This window comes from Desulfovibrio sp., assembly GCF_047607245.1.
Classification (GTDB): Bacteria; Desulfobacterota; Desulfovibrionia; order Desulfovibrionales; family Desulfovibrionaceae; genus Desulfovibrio.
This window is the reverse complement of the sequence record NZ_JASGDK010000166.1, coordinates 1-14,719: the sequence shown is the minus strand read 5'-3', so window position 1 is coordinate 14,719 and position 14,719 is coordinate 1. Positions and strand designations below refer to the sequence as shown.

At 58.7% G+C, this 14,719-nt stretch carries 10 protein-coding genes and 1 pseudogene; 6 read left to right on the top strand and 5 right to left on the bottom strand.

The genetic code is table 11. The features are described from left to right. Both QM579_RS12445 and QM579_RS12440 read right to left on the bottom strand, forming a co-directional pair. A partial coding sequence (locus QM579_RS12445; RefSeq protein WP_414999454.1) for a carcinine hydrolase/isopenicillin-N N-acyltransferase family protein occupies positions 1 to 800 on the bottom strand: 800 nt, incomplete at its 3' end. Positions 801 to 1,466: 666 nt separating this feature from the next. Beyond that, positions 1,467 to 3,356 (bottom strand): 3-phosphoshikimate 1-carboxyvinyltransferase, encoded by a 1,890-nt coding sequence (locus QM579_RS12440; RefSeq protein ID WP_414999453.1) that lies wholly within the window; start codon positions 3,354 to 3,356, stop codon positions 1,467 to 1,469. 448 nt (positions 3,357 to 3,804) lie between these two features. Here QM579_RS12440 and aprB point away from each other — a divergent pair, with 448 nt between their 5' ends. From aprB to QM579_RS12410, 6 genes are all read left to right on the top strand, one after another. Further along, the gene (gene aprB, locus QM579_RS12435) at positions 3,805 to 4,293 is read left to right on the top strand and encodes an adenylyl-sulfate reductase subunit beta (RefSeq protein WP_183718991.1); all 489 of its coding nucleotides are present in this window, start codon (positions 3,805 to 3,807) and stop codon (positions 4,291 to 4,293) included. A gap of 37 nt (positions 4,294 to 4,330) precedes the next feature. Beyond that, positions 4,331 to 6,319: an adenylyl-sulfate reductase subunit alpha gene (gene aprA, locus QM579_RS12430; RefSeq protein WP_414999452.1), complete on the top strand. Its 1,989-nt coding sequence runs from the start codon at positions 4,331 to 4,333 to the stop codon at positions 6,317 to 6,319. Positions 6,320 to 6,754: 435 nt separating this feature from the next. Beyond that, positions 6,755 to 7,990, top strand: a complete 1,236-nt coding sequence (locus tag QM579_RS12425; RefSeq protein ID WP_414999451.1) for a CoB--CoM heterodisulfide reductase iron-sulfur subunit A family protein — start codon at positions 6,755 to 6,757, stop codon at positions 7,988 to 7,990. 5 nt (positions 7,991 to 7,995) lie between these two features. After that, a complete protein-coding gene (locus QM579_RS12420; RefSeq protein WP_414999450.1) occupies positions 7,996 to 10,263 on the top strand; it encodes an FAD-dependent oxidoreductase in 2,268 nt (755 codons plus the stop codon). A 13-nt stretch (positions 10,264 to 10,276) separates the two neighbouring features. Next, positions 10,277 to 11,458 carry a quinone-interacting membrane-bound oxidoreductase complex subunit QmoC gene (qmoC, locus tag QM579_RS12415; RefSeq protein ID WP_414999449.1) on the top strand — a complete coding sequence of 394 codons (1,182 nt, stop codon included), beginning with the start codon at positions 10,277 to 10,279 and terminating at the stop codon, positions 11,456 to 11,458. Positions 11,459 to 11,567: 109 nt separating this feature from the next. Beyond that, a complete protein-coding gene (locus QM579_RS12410; protein WP_414999448.1) occupies positions 11,568 to 12,293 on the top strand; it encodes a hypothetical protein in 726 nt (241 codons plus the stop codon). Positions 12,294 to 12,608: 315 nt separating this feature from the next. Here the strand turns inward: QM579_RS12410 and QM579_RS12405 are convergent, their stop codons facing one another. The 3 genes and pseudogenes from QM579_RS12405 to QM579_RS12395 form a co-directional block, all read right to left on the bottom strand. Next, a complete protein-coding gene (locus tag QM579_RS12405) occupies positions 12,609 to 13,055 on the bottom strand; it encodes a GNAT family N-acetyltransferase (RefSeq protein ID WP_414999447.1) in 447 nt (148 codons plus the stop codon). A gap of 114 nt (positions 13,056 to 13,169) precedes the next feature. After that, positions 13,170 to 13,397, bottom strand: a complete 228-nt coding sequence (locus QM579_RS12400; protein ID WP_414999446.1) for a SlyX family protein — start codon at positions 13,395 to 13,397, stop codon at positions 13,170 to 13,172. A 59-nt stretch (positions 13,398 to 13,456) separates the two neighbouring features. Continuing rightward, positions 13,457 to 14,719: pseudogene (locus QM579_RS12395) on the bottom strand (YgiQ family radical SAM protein); the annotation flags it as partial.

Genomic DNA, 14,719 nt, shown 5'->3' with positions numbered 1-14,719 from the left:
TTGCCCTCTTCAAGCAGGCGCACATAGACTTCAGCTTCGCCGGATTTGGGTTGAGAAACAGCAAAAACCGCCACTGTTCGCGTGGATGTCGGCGTGGAGCCCGTGCGCCAGATACTGTCGTCCGGCCCGGCATTCTGGTCGCGGGTGAAGGCAAGCAGACTGGAAAAGGTGTATGGCTTTGGGCTGTTTTGCAGCAGGTCGGCAATACGCGCGTACCGGGCAGTGCTGCTTTCGCCGATGCTTCTGTTGAACCGTTGCAGGGCAGGTTCAAGATAATGATTCGTATGGTACAGCACGCCATTTGCCTGCGTGCGCCAAACCACCATTCCTTCAAGACCAATCTCAACGACGGCGATTTTTTCCTTGTCTGCAAGCATCAGAAAAAGCGGACCACGAAACCGGGCACGATCCAGAGCCATCGCATCGTCCACTGAGCCGCACAGGTTGAGTATCTGTGCCATAAGCTTGGTGTTGCCTGCTGCGGCCTGTCTGTCTCTGCGCGGCAGGCTGCTTGCCGCTGCGCTGATGACTGTGAGCCCCTTTTCGTTGATGCCCGCCACAGGGCGGTCGATTTCTTCTTGTCTGCCTGTGGATTTTACAACTTCACGCGTAGCCATCAGCGCAGCGTAGGCAAAGCCGCCTGCTGGTCTGAAAACTTCAAGGCGCTGACTTTCCCCCGGTGTCCAGTCCCGGTTTTTTATTATTATCGTACCGCCGCCCTGCACTGCGTCTCCCGCGGCTGCCCACAGGGTACAAGCCTTCACTGCGGGTACTGCAAGCAAAAAGACCAAAATAAACATGAAGGCTGAGGCGGCTGACCTGAAGGAACGGCAGGGCATGGTGGCACTTCTCCTGTGTGAGTAGCGGACTTCTGGACTGACTCCCAATGGGGAGTGTTTGCTTGTTCGTTGAAGCGCCGCTTGCAGTTCGTGGCGGTGGACACCCTTGTCACAGGGCTTCTGGCGGGCTGCGGTGATGCGGGAGCTGGCGTAGCCACGTTCTAACAAAGTAACACATGTCTCTGTACGGCAGCAATAAAGCAGGAGCACAGTCTGCGAACCGTCAACAGTTTTACTGTCTGCGTTTTCAAGTATGCGTGCGAACCTGCAATTTCGTACTCCGCATGAAGGCGGCTGCGGTACTTTGCCGGATGTTCGGGTAATTTGAACTGAAAATGGTCTGGAGGTGGCATTAGAGATTTTTTACCTTGAAAATGTAAATGCTCCAGCGCTGCTCAAGAGTGCAGTGCGCTGCAACAGGGCGTGGATTATGTCTGAATCTGCATTTTCAGTGGATGACAATTTTGCAGCGCGAAGCCTTTCAGAGGTAATTTGCTTTGGGCATGTTTTATCTGGCTTGCACGTCAAGCGGCCCTTTTCATTCCGGCAGAGTACAAAGGTAGTCTTCCGTCATGAAAAGGGCCGCTTTTTTATCTTTGGGCCGAATCCGCTGTGAGGAAACAGCCTCTAATAATCGTCTTCATCCTTCAGCTCTGGCGGCACTGCCACAGAGGCTGTAATGATGCGCCGACGGGCCGGAGCGGCAGGGGCAGCTTCAGCAGCCGCGCGGCGTGGCTGGGGTTCGGGCAAGGAGTTGTACAAGACCCAGAACGCCGGGTACAGACCAGTCATGACGCCGGGATTACCGAGCTTCTGGTGCTGTTTGGCACAAGCGGCCAAAGCAAAGGCCATAGCCCATACCGGGGAAGGGGCGTTCCATCCGGCTTTGACTCCAGATTGTTCATTTTTGCACAATCTGCCTTCATTGTCCTGTTCCAGACCCAGAGCGTTAAGAAAACTTTCCACTTCATACGGGTCTGTTCCCAGGGGAAGCGCGGGCAGGGGAGTGGGTTGTCCGCCACGCAGCGCGCTACAGGCGGCCAGACCCACAGCAAGCGGGGCCCAGTCAGCAGGCAGGTCCGCGGGCAGTGCGGTGAGGCTGAAGCTCTTGATGGGAGCCGCGCTGGTGGCCTTGATTTCGTTGCCGTCCTTGCCCTTTTGCTGTTGCAGGTCAAGTCCCAGGCTTTGCAGGAGCTTCCAGCCAGCCTCGGCGTTGGGCCATTGGGGCCACTGTCCGGCAAGGGTGGATTCGCCGCCCAGAGCAAGGGGCAGAGCCAGCAGAAAGAGGGCCAGTTCCGGTTCCATCGGCAGCTCGGGCTGCGCGGGGATTTCCAGCTTTGTCGGGTGGATGCGCACCACGCCGCCCTCAACGCTCACTTCCGCGCCTGCCGCGCGCAGTATGGGCAGGGTACGGGCCAGAATGGTCTTCTGGGCCGGATGGTTCGTGAGGTCCATCATCAGGCTGTGTTCGTAGCCGGGGGCGGCCAGCAGGATACCTTCCGCCAGTTCTGCGGGTGTATCCGCAGGCATGACCACGGAATCGGGGATGATACCCGAGCATTCAAGCCGGGCGGGCAGGCCGTCGCTCTTGGGCACCACATGCACAAGGCGCGCGCCCATGATGGGCAGAAAATGGCGCACGGCGGAAAGATCAGCCAGTTTCAGGCTGGATTCACCCATAAACTTTGCGCGGGAGGGGCGACCAAGGTAGTGCCCCAGCAGGAGGTAGAAGTTCCACGCGCTGTCGCCCACATAAAGCACCTTGTCCGGCGCGGCCAGAGCCACGGCGGGCCGGGCGGTGACGCCGTCGTCCTCGCGGGTAAGGGAAGCGCCCACCTGAATGAGCATTTTAACGCAGTCCACAATGGGATCATTCATGAGGCAGGGGTTCAGGCGTGTAGGCTGACCCGTTGCGGCGGCCAGCATAAGCCACGCGCGGGTGGCGCGGCAGGCCAGCGGCGCTTGCATGCGCAAACGCACCGGCTTGGCAGGAGGAGCCAGGTTAAAAGCAATACGCTTGTCGGGTCCTTCCTGAGCAGCAGGAGCTGCGCCATCGCCATTCTCAGAGCCTTCAGCGGCTTCAACCAGGCGTTCGCCCAGGGGGCGGGGCAAAAATTCTACTTCCTGCATCAGCGAGAAAAAATGGCCAGAAAGACGTGCGTCACGGCTGATGCGGGCCACTGCGCCTTCCCACGACTCGCGCAGCATTTTTTCTTCGGCGGAATCGAGCCGTGATTTGTCGCCGCGCATGCGCGTCAGAATATTATGGCGGCGCAGCAGCAGGCGAAGGATGTCGCGGTCAATTTCGCAGACAGTTTCGCGCAGGGGGCGGCGTTGCGGCGCATCGTCACGGCCCCGTGAATCGCGTGCGTCGCGGGCATCACGAGGGGGACGGGGACCTCGGGAGTCGCGGCTGTCGCGGGCGTCTCGAGGAGTACGGGGGCCGCGTGAATCGCGTGAATCGCGAGCGTCACGAGTGGGGCGGGAGCCGCGTGAATCGTTGGAATGGTCAGTCATGCTCTTTCCTGTAGGAAAAATGGAAGGGTATCGCAAATGCGTATACGTTGTAAGAAATAACAGAGGGTTGGCTCAAAGTGTAACAATTCAGTGTCACAGTCTTCCTTTCTCTGTGCAAGCGTGTTAGCTTGAAATGGCTTCTCTTGCAAGGGTCGGCTCGCGAGGGCTCTGCGTGAGAGCGCTTGGAAATGAGGATTAGAATTTTTTTCACAAGAGTGTCATCTATCCGGTTTTATTGATTATTCGTGGTTTGGCGTTGTGAAGTTTCCACGAAATTTTGCAGAGGGGGGTTGACTCGGACGCCAAGTGCTTGTTACTAATTGCGCAAGCCATTCGCCCAACAATCGTTGCGAAAGCGCTCGGCTAACCCCGGCGTGTCGGTTTCTGCCGCCACGCCACGCCGAACCCGGCGGGTTTTCAAACACTTTTACTGAGTTGGAGGATACGTATGCCGACTTATGTCGATCCGTCCAAATGTGACGGCTGCAAGGGTGGCGAAAAGACGGCCTGCATGTACATTTGCCCCAACGACCTCATGATCCTCGATGCAGAGGAAATGAAGGCCTACAACCAGGAACCCGATGCCTGCTGGGAATGCTATTCCTGCGTGAAGATCTGCCCCCAGGGTGCCATTACGGCTCGCCCCTACGCTGACTTCGCTCCCATGGGCGGAACCTGTATCCCCATGCGCTCGGCCGACTCTATCATGTGGACGGTTCAGTTCCGTAACGGCAATGTGAAGCGTTTCAAGTTCCCCATTCGTACTACGCCCGAAGGTTCCATCAAGCCTTTTGAAGGCCATCCCGAAGGTGCCAACATCGAAGACGAACTGCTCTTCACCGAAACCGCCCTGGTTGCTCCCAAGGAAGTTCTCGGCAAGAAGTTTGAAATGTTGGAAGCCGACAAGGTTCTCACCTGCATGGAAATTGGCCGCTAGGCTTTTGCAACCGCTAGTGCGATAAGGAGATACCATTATGCCTATGATTCCCGTCAAGGAAGCGACCAAGGGCGTAGCCATTGCCGAACCCGAAGTGAAAGAACATGCGGTTGACCTGCTCATCGTGGGCGGCGGCATGGGTTCCTGCGGCACCGCTTTCGAAGCAGTGCGCTGGGGCGAAAAGCATGGCCTGAAAATTCTGCTTTGCGACAAGGCTTCCCTCGAGCGTTCCGGCGCCGTGGCCCAGGGCCTTTCCGCCATCAACACCTACCTGGGTGACAACAGCGCTGACGACTATGTGCGCATGGTCCGCACCGACCTTATGGGCCTGGTTCGCGAAGACCTTATCTTCGACTGCGGCCGTCACGTTGACGACTCCGTACATCTGTTCGAAGATTGGGGCCTGCCCTGCTGGATCAAGGGTGACGACGGCCACAACATGAACGGCGGCGCTGCTAAGGCCGCTGGCAAGAGCCTGCGCAAAGGCGACGCCCCCGTGCGTTCCGGCCGCTGGCAGATCATGATCAACGGTGAATCCTACAAGTGCATCGTGGCCGAAGCGGCCAAGAATGTTCTGGGTGAAGACCGCATCATGGAACGCATCTTCATCGTGAAGCTGCTGCTCGACAAAAACACCCCCAATCGCATCGCCGGCGCCGTGGGCTTCAACCTGCGCGCCAACGAAGTGCACATCTTCAAAGCCAACACCATCATGGTGGCCGCTGGCGGCGCGGTGAACGTGTACCGTCCCCGTTCCACCGGTGAAGGCATGGGCCGTGCATGGTACCCCGTGTGGAACTCCGGCTCCACCTACACCATGTGCGCTCAGGTTGGCGCTGAAATGACCATGATGGAAAACCGCTTCGTGCCCGCCCGCTTCAAGGACGGTTACGGCCCCGTGGGCGCGTGGTTCCTTCTGTTCAAGGCCAAAGCCACCAACAGCAAGGGCGAAGATTACTGCGTGACCAACCGTGCCATGCTGAAGCCTTACGAAGAACGCGGCTACGCCAAGGGTCATGTCATTCCGACCTGCCTGCGTAACCACATGATGCTTCGTGAAATGCGCGAAGGCCGCGGCCCCATCTATATGGACACCAAGACTGCCCTGCAGACCACCTTTGCTACTCTTAATGAAGAACAGCAGAAGGAACTTGAGTCCGAAGCTTGGGAAGACTTCCTGGACATGTGCGTTGGTCAGGCCAACTTGTGGGCCTGCACCAATACCGCTCCTGAAGAACGCGGTTCCGAAATCATGCCCACCGAACCTTACCTGCTCGGCTCCCACTCCGGTTGCTGCGGCATCTGGGTGTCCGGTCCCGACGAAGCTTGGGTGCCCGAAGACTACAAGGTGCGCGCTGCCAACGGTAAGGTCTACAACCGCATGACCACCGTTGAAGGTCTGTTCACCTGCGCCGACGGCGTGGGCGCTTCCGGCCACAAGTTCTCTTCCGGTTCCCATGCTGAAGGCCGCATCGCCGGTAAGCAGATGGTGCGCTGGTGCCTTGATCACAAGGACTTCAAGCCCGAATTCAAGGAAACCGCCGACGAACTGAAGAAGCTGATCTACCGTCCTTACTACAACTTCCTGGCGGGCAAAGACGCTTCCACCGACCCCGTCGTGAACCCGCATTACATCACGCCCAAGAACTTCATGATGCGTCTCGTGAAGTGCACCGACGAATACGGCGGTGGCGTGAGCACCTACTACACCACCTCCAAGGCTCTGCTCGACACGGGCTTCAACCTGCTTGCCATGATGGAAGAAGACTCCCTCAAGCTGGCTTCCCGTGACCTGCACGAACTTCTGCGCTGCTGGGAAAACTACCATCGCCTGTGGACGGTGCGCCTGCACATGCAGCACATCTCCTTCCGCGAAGAATCCCGTTACCCCGGCTTCTACTACCGTGCGGACTTCATGGCCCTGGACGACACCAAGTGGAAGTGCTTCGTGAACTCCAAGTATGATCCCGCCACTGGCGAGACCAAGATCTTCAAGAAGCCCTATCACCAGATCATCCCCGACTAGTCGGCGGCATTGTAGCACTAAAGGGGCGGCCTTATGGCCGCCCCCTTGGCTGGAGCATATGCGCAGCCAGATCTTGTGCGAAAAAACGTAGAGAGTGTGAAGAAAAGGTCATTGCCGTGGATGCGGCAACGGTCCGGCCCCGGCACGTTCAGCCCGGATGCCAAGCCTGCAACTTTGTGTTATGCTTGGTCTTCACGCTCCCCGCTGAGCAGTACAATGCCAGCGGGAGTTTTGCCGGTTATGGGGAGACAGCGTCTTGAGGGCAATCGGGCACGGCTCTGGGTCGCCGCATTCAAGCAATGCGGCTGACTGACGGCAGCCGGTTTGAGCCGGAGCCCGTAAGGACCGGCCGGATGCGGCCACTCCTTTTTCTGCGGCGGAAGGCCGTTGGCACTTCTTCAAGCCGCTATGCAACAACGCAGGAGGATATCCAGGATGTCCAATGCCATTCTCGTCGTGGGCGGCGGCTTTGCAGGCCTTACAGCCGCCATTGAAGCGGCGGAACTGGGGCACGACGTCTATATCGTCGAAAAATCGCCCTGGCTCGGGGGCCGCGTGGCTCAGCTCAACAAATATTTTCCCAAACTCTGTCCTCCCTCCTGCGGCTTGGAAATCCAGTTCCAGCGCATCAGGAAAAATCCGCGCGTAAAGTTCTTTACCCAGGCAGAAGTCGTTGGCTTCAGCGGGGTCAAGGGCGACTATACCGTGAAGGTGCGCATTGAACCGCGCCACACGGCACCCCACAACGTGGATTTCAGCCTGCTGGCATCCAGTCTGGACGGTGAAACCCCCAGCGAATTTGACCTTGGCCTTTCCCGGCGCAAGGCTCTTTTCAAGGCTATGCCCTTTGCCTTCCCCAGCCGTTACACGCTGGACAAGCAGGCTCTTTCCAAGGCCGACAAGGCCCGCATTGCCGGAAACCAGTTCCTGAACGTGAATGAAGAACCGCGCGAAATTGACCTCAGCGTGGGCGCTGTCGTTGTAGCCACTGGCTGGAAGCCCTACGACGTGACACGCCTTACCAACCTTGGCGCGGGCAACGTGAAGAACTGCATTTCCAATATGCAGCTTGAGCGCCTTGCTGCGCCCAGCGGCCCCACCAACGGACGCATCGTGCGCCCCACGGACGGACGCCGCCCTCATCATGTGGCCTTTGTGCAGTGCGCCGGTTCACGCGATCAGAGCCACCTGAACTACTGTTCCTACATCTGCTGTATGGCCACGCTCAAGCAGTGTCAGTATCTGGCCGAGCAAAGCCCGGAAACGCAGATTACGGTGTATTACATCGACATGCGCGCCCCTGGCCGCTACGTGAAAGTGCTTGAAAAGGTCAGGGCCATGCCCAACGTCCGCTTCGTGAAAGGCAAAGTGGCCGATGTCGTGCAGGCCGCAGGCGACAAGGTTCGCCTCACTGCCGAAGACGCCGTGAGCGCTGAAAAGCTCACCCTTGAGTATGACCTTGTTGTACTGGCCACGGGCATGCAGCCTTCGCTGGCCGGAGAAGACGCGCCTCTGCCTCTGCCTCTTGATGAAGAAGGCTTTGTGGCGGGCGGCGAAGAGGCCGGTATTTTTGCTGCTGGTTGCGCGCGCATGCCCCTGGATGTGATGCGTTCGGCCCAGTCCGGTACAGCCGCCGCCCTGAAGGCGGTACAAACGGTGAAAGGGAGGTAGGCGGCATGGCCGGAAAGATTGGCGTCTATTTTGACCAGCAGAACATTGGCGGCGGCCTTGATCTACAGGCGCTTGCCGAACAGACCACGCAAAAGTGGGGCGACCTCACTGCTGTGGTCAAGGTTGTTCCCGTGCTGGCATTGGCCTTGGATGAAATAAAGGCCGACATTGAGGCTCAGAGCCTGGACGGCGTACTGCTGTGCGGCGCTTCGCCGCGCGTGGATGGCGAACTTTATCGCCTGCCTGTTCTGGTAGAGCATGTGAACCTGCGCGAGCAGTGTGTGCAGGCCTACAAGAATCCTGACAGAAGCCCCACGGACACTGCCAAGGGCGCGCCCGAACTGCTGACGCTCATGGCCCGCGACTACGTGAACATGGGCGTTGTGAAACTGCAAAAGTGCGAAGCCCCCGAAGCCGCTCCGGTGTCGGGCGTGCAGCGCATTCTGATTATCGGCGGCGGATGGACAGGCCTGACGGCGGCCCTTGAAGCTGCAACCACTGGCTACGAAGTTGTGCTGGTGGAAAAGAGCGACAGGCTGGGCGGCGCGGCCAATAACATTCCTATGGCGTCGCCTCTGGCTTCTCCCTGGGTAGACAAGCAGCCTACCAACATCGTTGCCAAAGTCAGCGAGGCCATGGGCAGCCCCAAGATCAAAATTCACATGAACGCCCAGATGCAGAAGCTGGAAGGCCAGCCGGGCGAATTCAAAGCGGCCATCGCCACAGCCACCGGCACGGTGGAAGTGGAAGTGGGCGCTGTTGTGCTGGCCACGGGCTGGGTGGCTCTGGATCACAAGTACCTTGCACCTATGGGCCTCGACAAAACTCCGATGGTGGTGGACGCTGCCACTTTCGGCAAAATGCTGGTTGCCGACCAGGTCAAGGCCACCCGTATAGCCTTTGTGCTGGACACGACCATAGCTGAAGAGGCTGTGGCCAAGGCTGCGGAAGGATGCCCCATTGATGGGGAAGCCCCTGCCGAAGCTGCCCCTGCCGCTGCGGAAGGTGAAGCTGGTTTTGTGAAAGCAGACCTCGAAAGCATCCGCCATCTGGCTTACTCCAACGCTGTCAACAGCGTGGGCATGCTGCGCCTGGCCAACACGGTCTGTGAAAAGACCAACGACGCCTGCCAGACCTTCATCCTTTATAAGGACATGACGGTTCCCGGTATTCTGGAACGCTTCTACAAGAAGATGCAGGACCGCCTGGGCGTCATGATGACCAAGGCCGACGTGACGGACATCCGTGAAGCCGGCGGCCACATGGTTGTGGAATGCAAAAATACCCTACTGGGTATGGACTTTGACCTTGATGTGGACATGGTCGTTCTGCCTACGGGCCTTGTGCCCACTACGGCCAAGGACGTGACCATCCATTTCGACTACCGTCAGGGCCCGGACTTCCCCGATCTGGAGCTGTTTGACGGCTTTGCCGACTCAAACTACATCTGCTTCCCCTACGAAACGCGCCGCACAGGCGTGTACGCAGCGGGTTGCGTGCGTCAGCCCCTGACCATGGACGCCTGCGAAGAAGACGCCAAGGGCGCGGTGCTCAAGGCCGTGCAGTGCATTGAAGCGTCAAGCCACGGCGTTGCCGTACACCCGCGCTCGGGTGACCTGTCTTACCCCCTGTTCAATATGGTGCGCTGCACGCAGTGCAAGCGTTGTACCGAAGAATGTCCCTTCGGCGCGCTGGACGATGACGAAAAGGGTACGCCCAGGCTCAACCCCACGCGCTGCCGCCGTTGCGGCACCTGTTTCGGGGCCTGCCCCGAACGCGTGATCTCCTTCGCGAACTACAACATCGACCAGATCGGCTCTATGATTCGTGAAGTGCAGGTGCCCAAGGACTTCAAGAAAGAAGGCCCGCGCGTGCTCATTCTGGCTTGCGAAAACGACGCCTATCCTGCCCTGGATATGGCCGGTGAACGTCACAAGCCCTGGAGCCCCTACTGCCGCATTATCCCGGTTCGCTGCCTCGGCTCGGTAAACGCCATTTGGGTGTCCGACGCTATGAGCAAAGGCTATGACGGCGTGATGCTGCTGGGCTGCAAGTATGGCGACGACTACCAGTGCCACTTTGTGAAAGGCTCCGAAATCTGCGCCAAGCGCAAGGACAACATAGCCGAGACTCTCAACCGCCTGGGCGTGCAGCCTGAACGGGTGGAACTGCTTGAAGTGGCCATTGACGAATACGACAAGGTCCCCAACCTCATCGACGGCTTTGTGGACCGCATCATGGCAATGGGCCCCAACCCGTTCAAGGGCATGTAGGAGGAAGGCAGCAATGGCACAAATTACAATCAAACCTGACCTGGAGTTCGCCAGGGCGCTGGAAGAAGCAGGGGGCGAGTCCCTCAAGAAGTGCTACCAGTGCGCCACGTGCTCCGTGGCCTGCCCCCTGGCTCCTGCCAATGCGCCCTATCCGCGCAAAGAAATGGTGTGGGCCTCCTGGGGCCTCAAGGACAAGCTGCGCAGCGATATCGACCTGTGGCTCTGCCACAACTGCGGCAACTGCTCAGACCTGTGCCCCCGTGGAGCCAAGCCCGCCGACCTTATGGGCGCGGCCCGCAATGTCATCTATAAAGATCTGACCGAGCCTTCGATTGTCGGTAAGTGGATGAGCAAGCCTTCCGGTCTGCCCGTTCTCTTCGCCATCCCCGCGGTGCTCTGGCTTATCGTGTGGTGGATCCGCGCCGGCTTTAACGGCGGCCAGTGGTTCCCCCGCGCTGCCGACGGCCGCATTGTTTTCGGCCAGATATTCTATGGCGATTACACTATTGACCCCATCTTCATGCTGACCTTTTTCACCGCGCTGTTCATACTGGCGCGGGGGGCCATGAAGCTGTGGGGGCAGTTCAAGCCTGAGGGCAAGATGACCGTTATCGGCAAGACCAAGTGCTGGATATGGCATCTGTGGGACGTGCTGTGGGATGAAATCATCACCCACCGCAAGTTCAACGATTGCGAAAACGGCCCTGTTACCGGCAAGGAGACGCCCAATCGCAAGAATGGCCATTTCCTGCTGGTGTGGAGCTTTGCCATTCTGGCCTTTGTGACGGCTGTGGTGGCTTTGGGGCACTGGGGCGGCAAGGTTATTCCGCTCATCAAGATCGAAACCCCAATGCCGCTGACCTTCCCGGTGAAGATTCTGGCCAACATTGGCGCATTCATGCTGCTGCTGGGTCTGGGCCTGCTGACGGTACGCCGTCTGCGTCTGAATCCCAAGTTCCAGGGCTCCAGCTGGTACGACTGGTATCTGCTGGGCATCATCTGGGTAGTAGCGCTCACGGGCGTGATGGCTCAGGGCTTCCGCCTGGCGGACGCCATTGTGCCCGCCTTCCTGGTGTACTACCTGCACCTGGTGTTTGTGTGGATGCTCTTTGCATATCTGCCTTGGTCCAAGCTCGGGCATATCTTATACCGCACGGTGGCGCTGCTGTACGCACGCATGTACGGCAGAAGCTAGCTGACGGACCCCGGCTGGCTGTCATGCTGGCCGGGGGCGATGCCAAAGTCTGGACTGTTGGAACTGAGTTTTCATGAATAAAAAAACGATCTCCGAGGAGGAGGCCGCCATGTCCGATACATCTCGCAAAGTTTTTCCTGTTGAGTCCGTGCTTGCCCTGGTGGTGGGCAAGGAAGGCGTGGACGTAAAGGAAATCGCCGGTTTTGTGGCCGGACGCACCGTTGTCTGTGACACTTGCGCCAAGGCCGTGGGCCCCTTCGCCGCCACCTGGCTGGCCCGTTGTTTCCCCAAGTTTATGGATCTGGAATGGAAAGAAGGCCAATCTTGGGATGCCTTTGTAAACAACGGCAGAAGCCTGCTTGGCGACAATGTTTCCCTTCCCAGTATGGACGGTCACACCAAGGCTATGGTGGATCAGGTGCTGGACTTTTTGGGCGAAGTTTATGACAGCATGGTCGCCCAGACCTCTGCTGCCACCGCTTTTGAAGAGCGCGTGCGCGCCCTTGAGCCCACCGAAGCCCGTGCCGAAGCTCTGTCCAAAAAGGTTGATGAGCTGGAAGCCAAGATCAAGATCCTGAATGCCGACATCGGCGGTCTGCGCCGTCAGACGGCTGAATACCAAGGTAAGGTTGCCGTCAATCACGACGACCTGCTCATGAACATCAAGGACGCCATCAAGGACGGCCTTAAGGGCATGGTTATGGCTGGCGGCGCTGGTGCTGCTCTGGCTGCTTCCGGCGACGAAGCCGTGGCTGAAGCCATTGATGAAACCGCCGTGCCCGATGATTTCGGCTTTGGCGCGTCTGGTTCGAATTCGGACGGTTTCGGCTTCTAGCCCTTACCATCCTTTGTGTTAAGAGGCCCGCACTTCGACAGAAGTGCGGGCCTCTCGCAATTGACGCAGTCAAGAGCGCCGAAAATGGCGAACAGGTCGCGGCTCTGCCGCGCCGAGAGTGAGCAGTTTTCGTGTCTTTCCGCCCGGCGGCATGGCCGCCGCAGGCGGTGCACCTTGCGATTTTAAAGCGCAGGTGTCATCAAAATGGGCGCCCGCACTTCGACAGAAGTGCGGGCCTCTTGTAATTGACGCAGTCAAGCGCGCTTAAAATGGCGAACAGGCCGCATGATTGCAGACATGTATTGGCTCTTCTGCTCAGGCCAACTTTTTCTGAAAGAAAACGCGGTTAAATCCTTCGTCCGTGCGGCGATCAACTTCAATGTAGCCAAGACGCGGATAGATGGAGTGATTGGCGGTCATCATTTCATTGGTATAAAGATGCACCGCCTCAAGGCCAAGGCGTCTGGCTTCATCCTCACAGAATGTGATAAGCATTTTGCCTATGCCGCGCCCGGCTGCCGCAGGCAGTACTGCGACGCTGTCGAGATGCATATGGCCGCCCTGTGGGAAGAAAGCGATGTAGCCCAGCAGGTCGCCGCCATCATCCAACGCCACGTATATCTGACCTGCTGCAATTTGAGCAGGAAAATCTGCTGACATTGGGGCTGGCTGACGGCCGAGCAGAGGAATATAGCCCGAAAAGGCTTTATCTGCGCATTCCCGAATGGCTGCCTCGTCGCCAGCTACAGCTTTTCTTATCATGACAGCATTCTCAATTGGTCTGACGCGATGCGCCCAATAGGGCTTGATATTCCTGCATGAATTTCATCAAGGGTGGACTCGGCCCGCCAATCGTGAAGTGCTCCTGGCAAGGGCTTACCAGCGCTCGGGCATGGAGTGCGGCGGCAGGCCGTTTTCCGGCTGCTGGGACAGCTTGTCGCGTAACGCGCGGATAACAGTGCGGGCGCTTGCCAGCTCCTGTTCCACATTGTCCAGCTGAATCTGCTGGGCTGTGAGGGCTGCGTCAAGTTTTTCAATACGCTCTTCCTGAAAGAACGTCAGTTCTTCCAGGCGGGTAAGCCGATCTTCAAGATTTTGCGACATAGATTCTCCTGCCCGTCATTCGTCTGTTCGCCACTTTCCTGCTCGCCACGCTTCTGCTATCAGGCGCGGCGTCCAGGGGCCGGAAGCTTGCGGCTATCTTGCCTGTTTTCATTTGAGCGCCCACCCTGCCTGCCGGGCTTTTGCCCCGGCCTTTCGACGGGTTTGCGGCTTTGGTCAGCATCCTTGCCGCGCCGGGCGTCACGGCTATCCCGGTTGCCGGGCGCACGTTGCCGGGTTTTGCCAGCATCCCTGCCAGCATCCTTGCGGGCATGGTCCTGGCCGTCCCTGCTGCGTGGGCGGTTGCCGTCCTCGTCTCCCGGGCTTCTGCCAGGCATGAGCAGGCCATGCTGACGCAGCCGCTGGGCATCGGTGCGGGCCACATAGATGTCTTCCCCGGCTTCGTTTTTGCCGCAGTAAAACATGGCTGTGGCGATGGTGCCGGGCGTGGGGATAAAACACTGTGTCTGGCGCGGATTCCAGTTGCGCTGGCGCAACCAGCTGGAAAGGGTGCGCATGTCGTCGTCCGTACAGCCCGGAAAGCCGCTCATGAGGTAGGGCACCACATACTGCTCACGCCCCGCAGCTTTGCTTTGCCGAACAAAGCTTGCCAGAAAAGCTTCAAAAACCTCCAGAGGCGGCTTGCGCATAAGCGACAGCACGCCTGTGGCACAGTGTTCCGGCGCAACCTTGAGCTGCCCGCCCGTGAACTCGCCCGTGTAGGCCGCAAGAGCAGAAGCGTCGCGCAGGGCCAGGTCGGCGCGCACACCGCTGGCAACGCGTGCCTGCTTGACTTCAGGCAAGGCTGCCACCTTACGCAGCAGGCTCACATGCCTGTTTTGGGGGGTAGTGAAAAACTTGCAGACAGTGGGATAACAGCAGCTGGTCCTGCGGCAGCGGCTTTTGGATGGCGCGTCCGCTGGAGCATGGGCATCATTGTTTTCACCACGGCCGTTGGGCAATATCTCGACAGTTTCTTCGGAAACGCCGTGCCCGGCCATTGCCTTGTCGAGGGCGCAGTATCCCTGCCACATGTTGGCCGTAGGGCCACCCACATCTGAAATGGCCACTGGCCCTTTGCCACGATCCATATTTTCCTGCCCAAGTCTGCGGGCTTCGTCCAGCACGGAAGATTCAGACCGGGAACTGATGCGGCGGCCCTGATGCAGGGCCAAAGAGCAGAACGAACACCCGCCACCGCAACCCCGATGGCTGGTAATGCTGGTGCGCATCATTTCAGCCGCGGGTATGGCTTCCCGGTAGCTTGGGTGAGGCCGCCGGGTAAAGGGGATTTCGTACAGGGCGTCCATTTCCTGCGTTGTCAG

Bases quoted from the DNA above. Each gene is read 5' to 3' on its own strand.
- QM579_RS12405 (WP_414999447.1), bottom strand. From the start codon at position 13,055: ATGATAAGAAAAGCTGTAGCTGGCGACGAGGCAGCCATTCGGGAATGC.
- QM579_RS12440 (WP_414999453.1), bottom strand. From the start codon at position 3,356: ATGACTGACCATTCCAACGATTCACGCGGCTCCCGCCCCACTCGTGAC.
- QM579_RS12420 (WP_414999450.1), top strand. From the start codon at position 7,996: ATGGCCGGAAAGATTGGCGTCTATTTTGACCAGCAGAACATTGGCGGC.
- QM579_RS12410 (WP_414999448.1), top strand. From the start codon at position 11,568: ATGTCCGATACATCTCGCAAAGTTTTTCCTGTTGAGTCCGTGCTTGCC.
- aprA (WP_414999452.1), top strand. From the start codon at position 4,331: ATGCCTATGATTCCCGTCAAGGAAGCGACCAAGGGCGTAGCCATTGCC.
- QM579_RS12400 (WP_414999446.1), bottom strand. From the start codon at position 13,397: ATGTCGCAAAATCTTGAAGATCGGCTTACCCGCCTGGAAGAACTGACG.
- QM579_RS12425 (WP_414999451.1), top strand. From the start codon at position 6,755: ATGTCCAATGCCATTCTCGTCGTGGGCGGCGGCTTTGCAGGCCTTACA.
- qmoC (WP_414999449.1), top strand. From the start codon at position 10,277: ATGGCACAAATTACAATCAAACCTGACCTGGAGTTCGCCAGGGCGCTG.
- aprB (WP_183718991.1), top strand. From the start codon at position 3,805: ATGCCGACTTATGTCGATCCGTCCAAATGTGACGGCTGCAAGGGTGGC.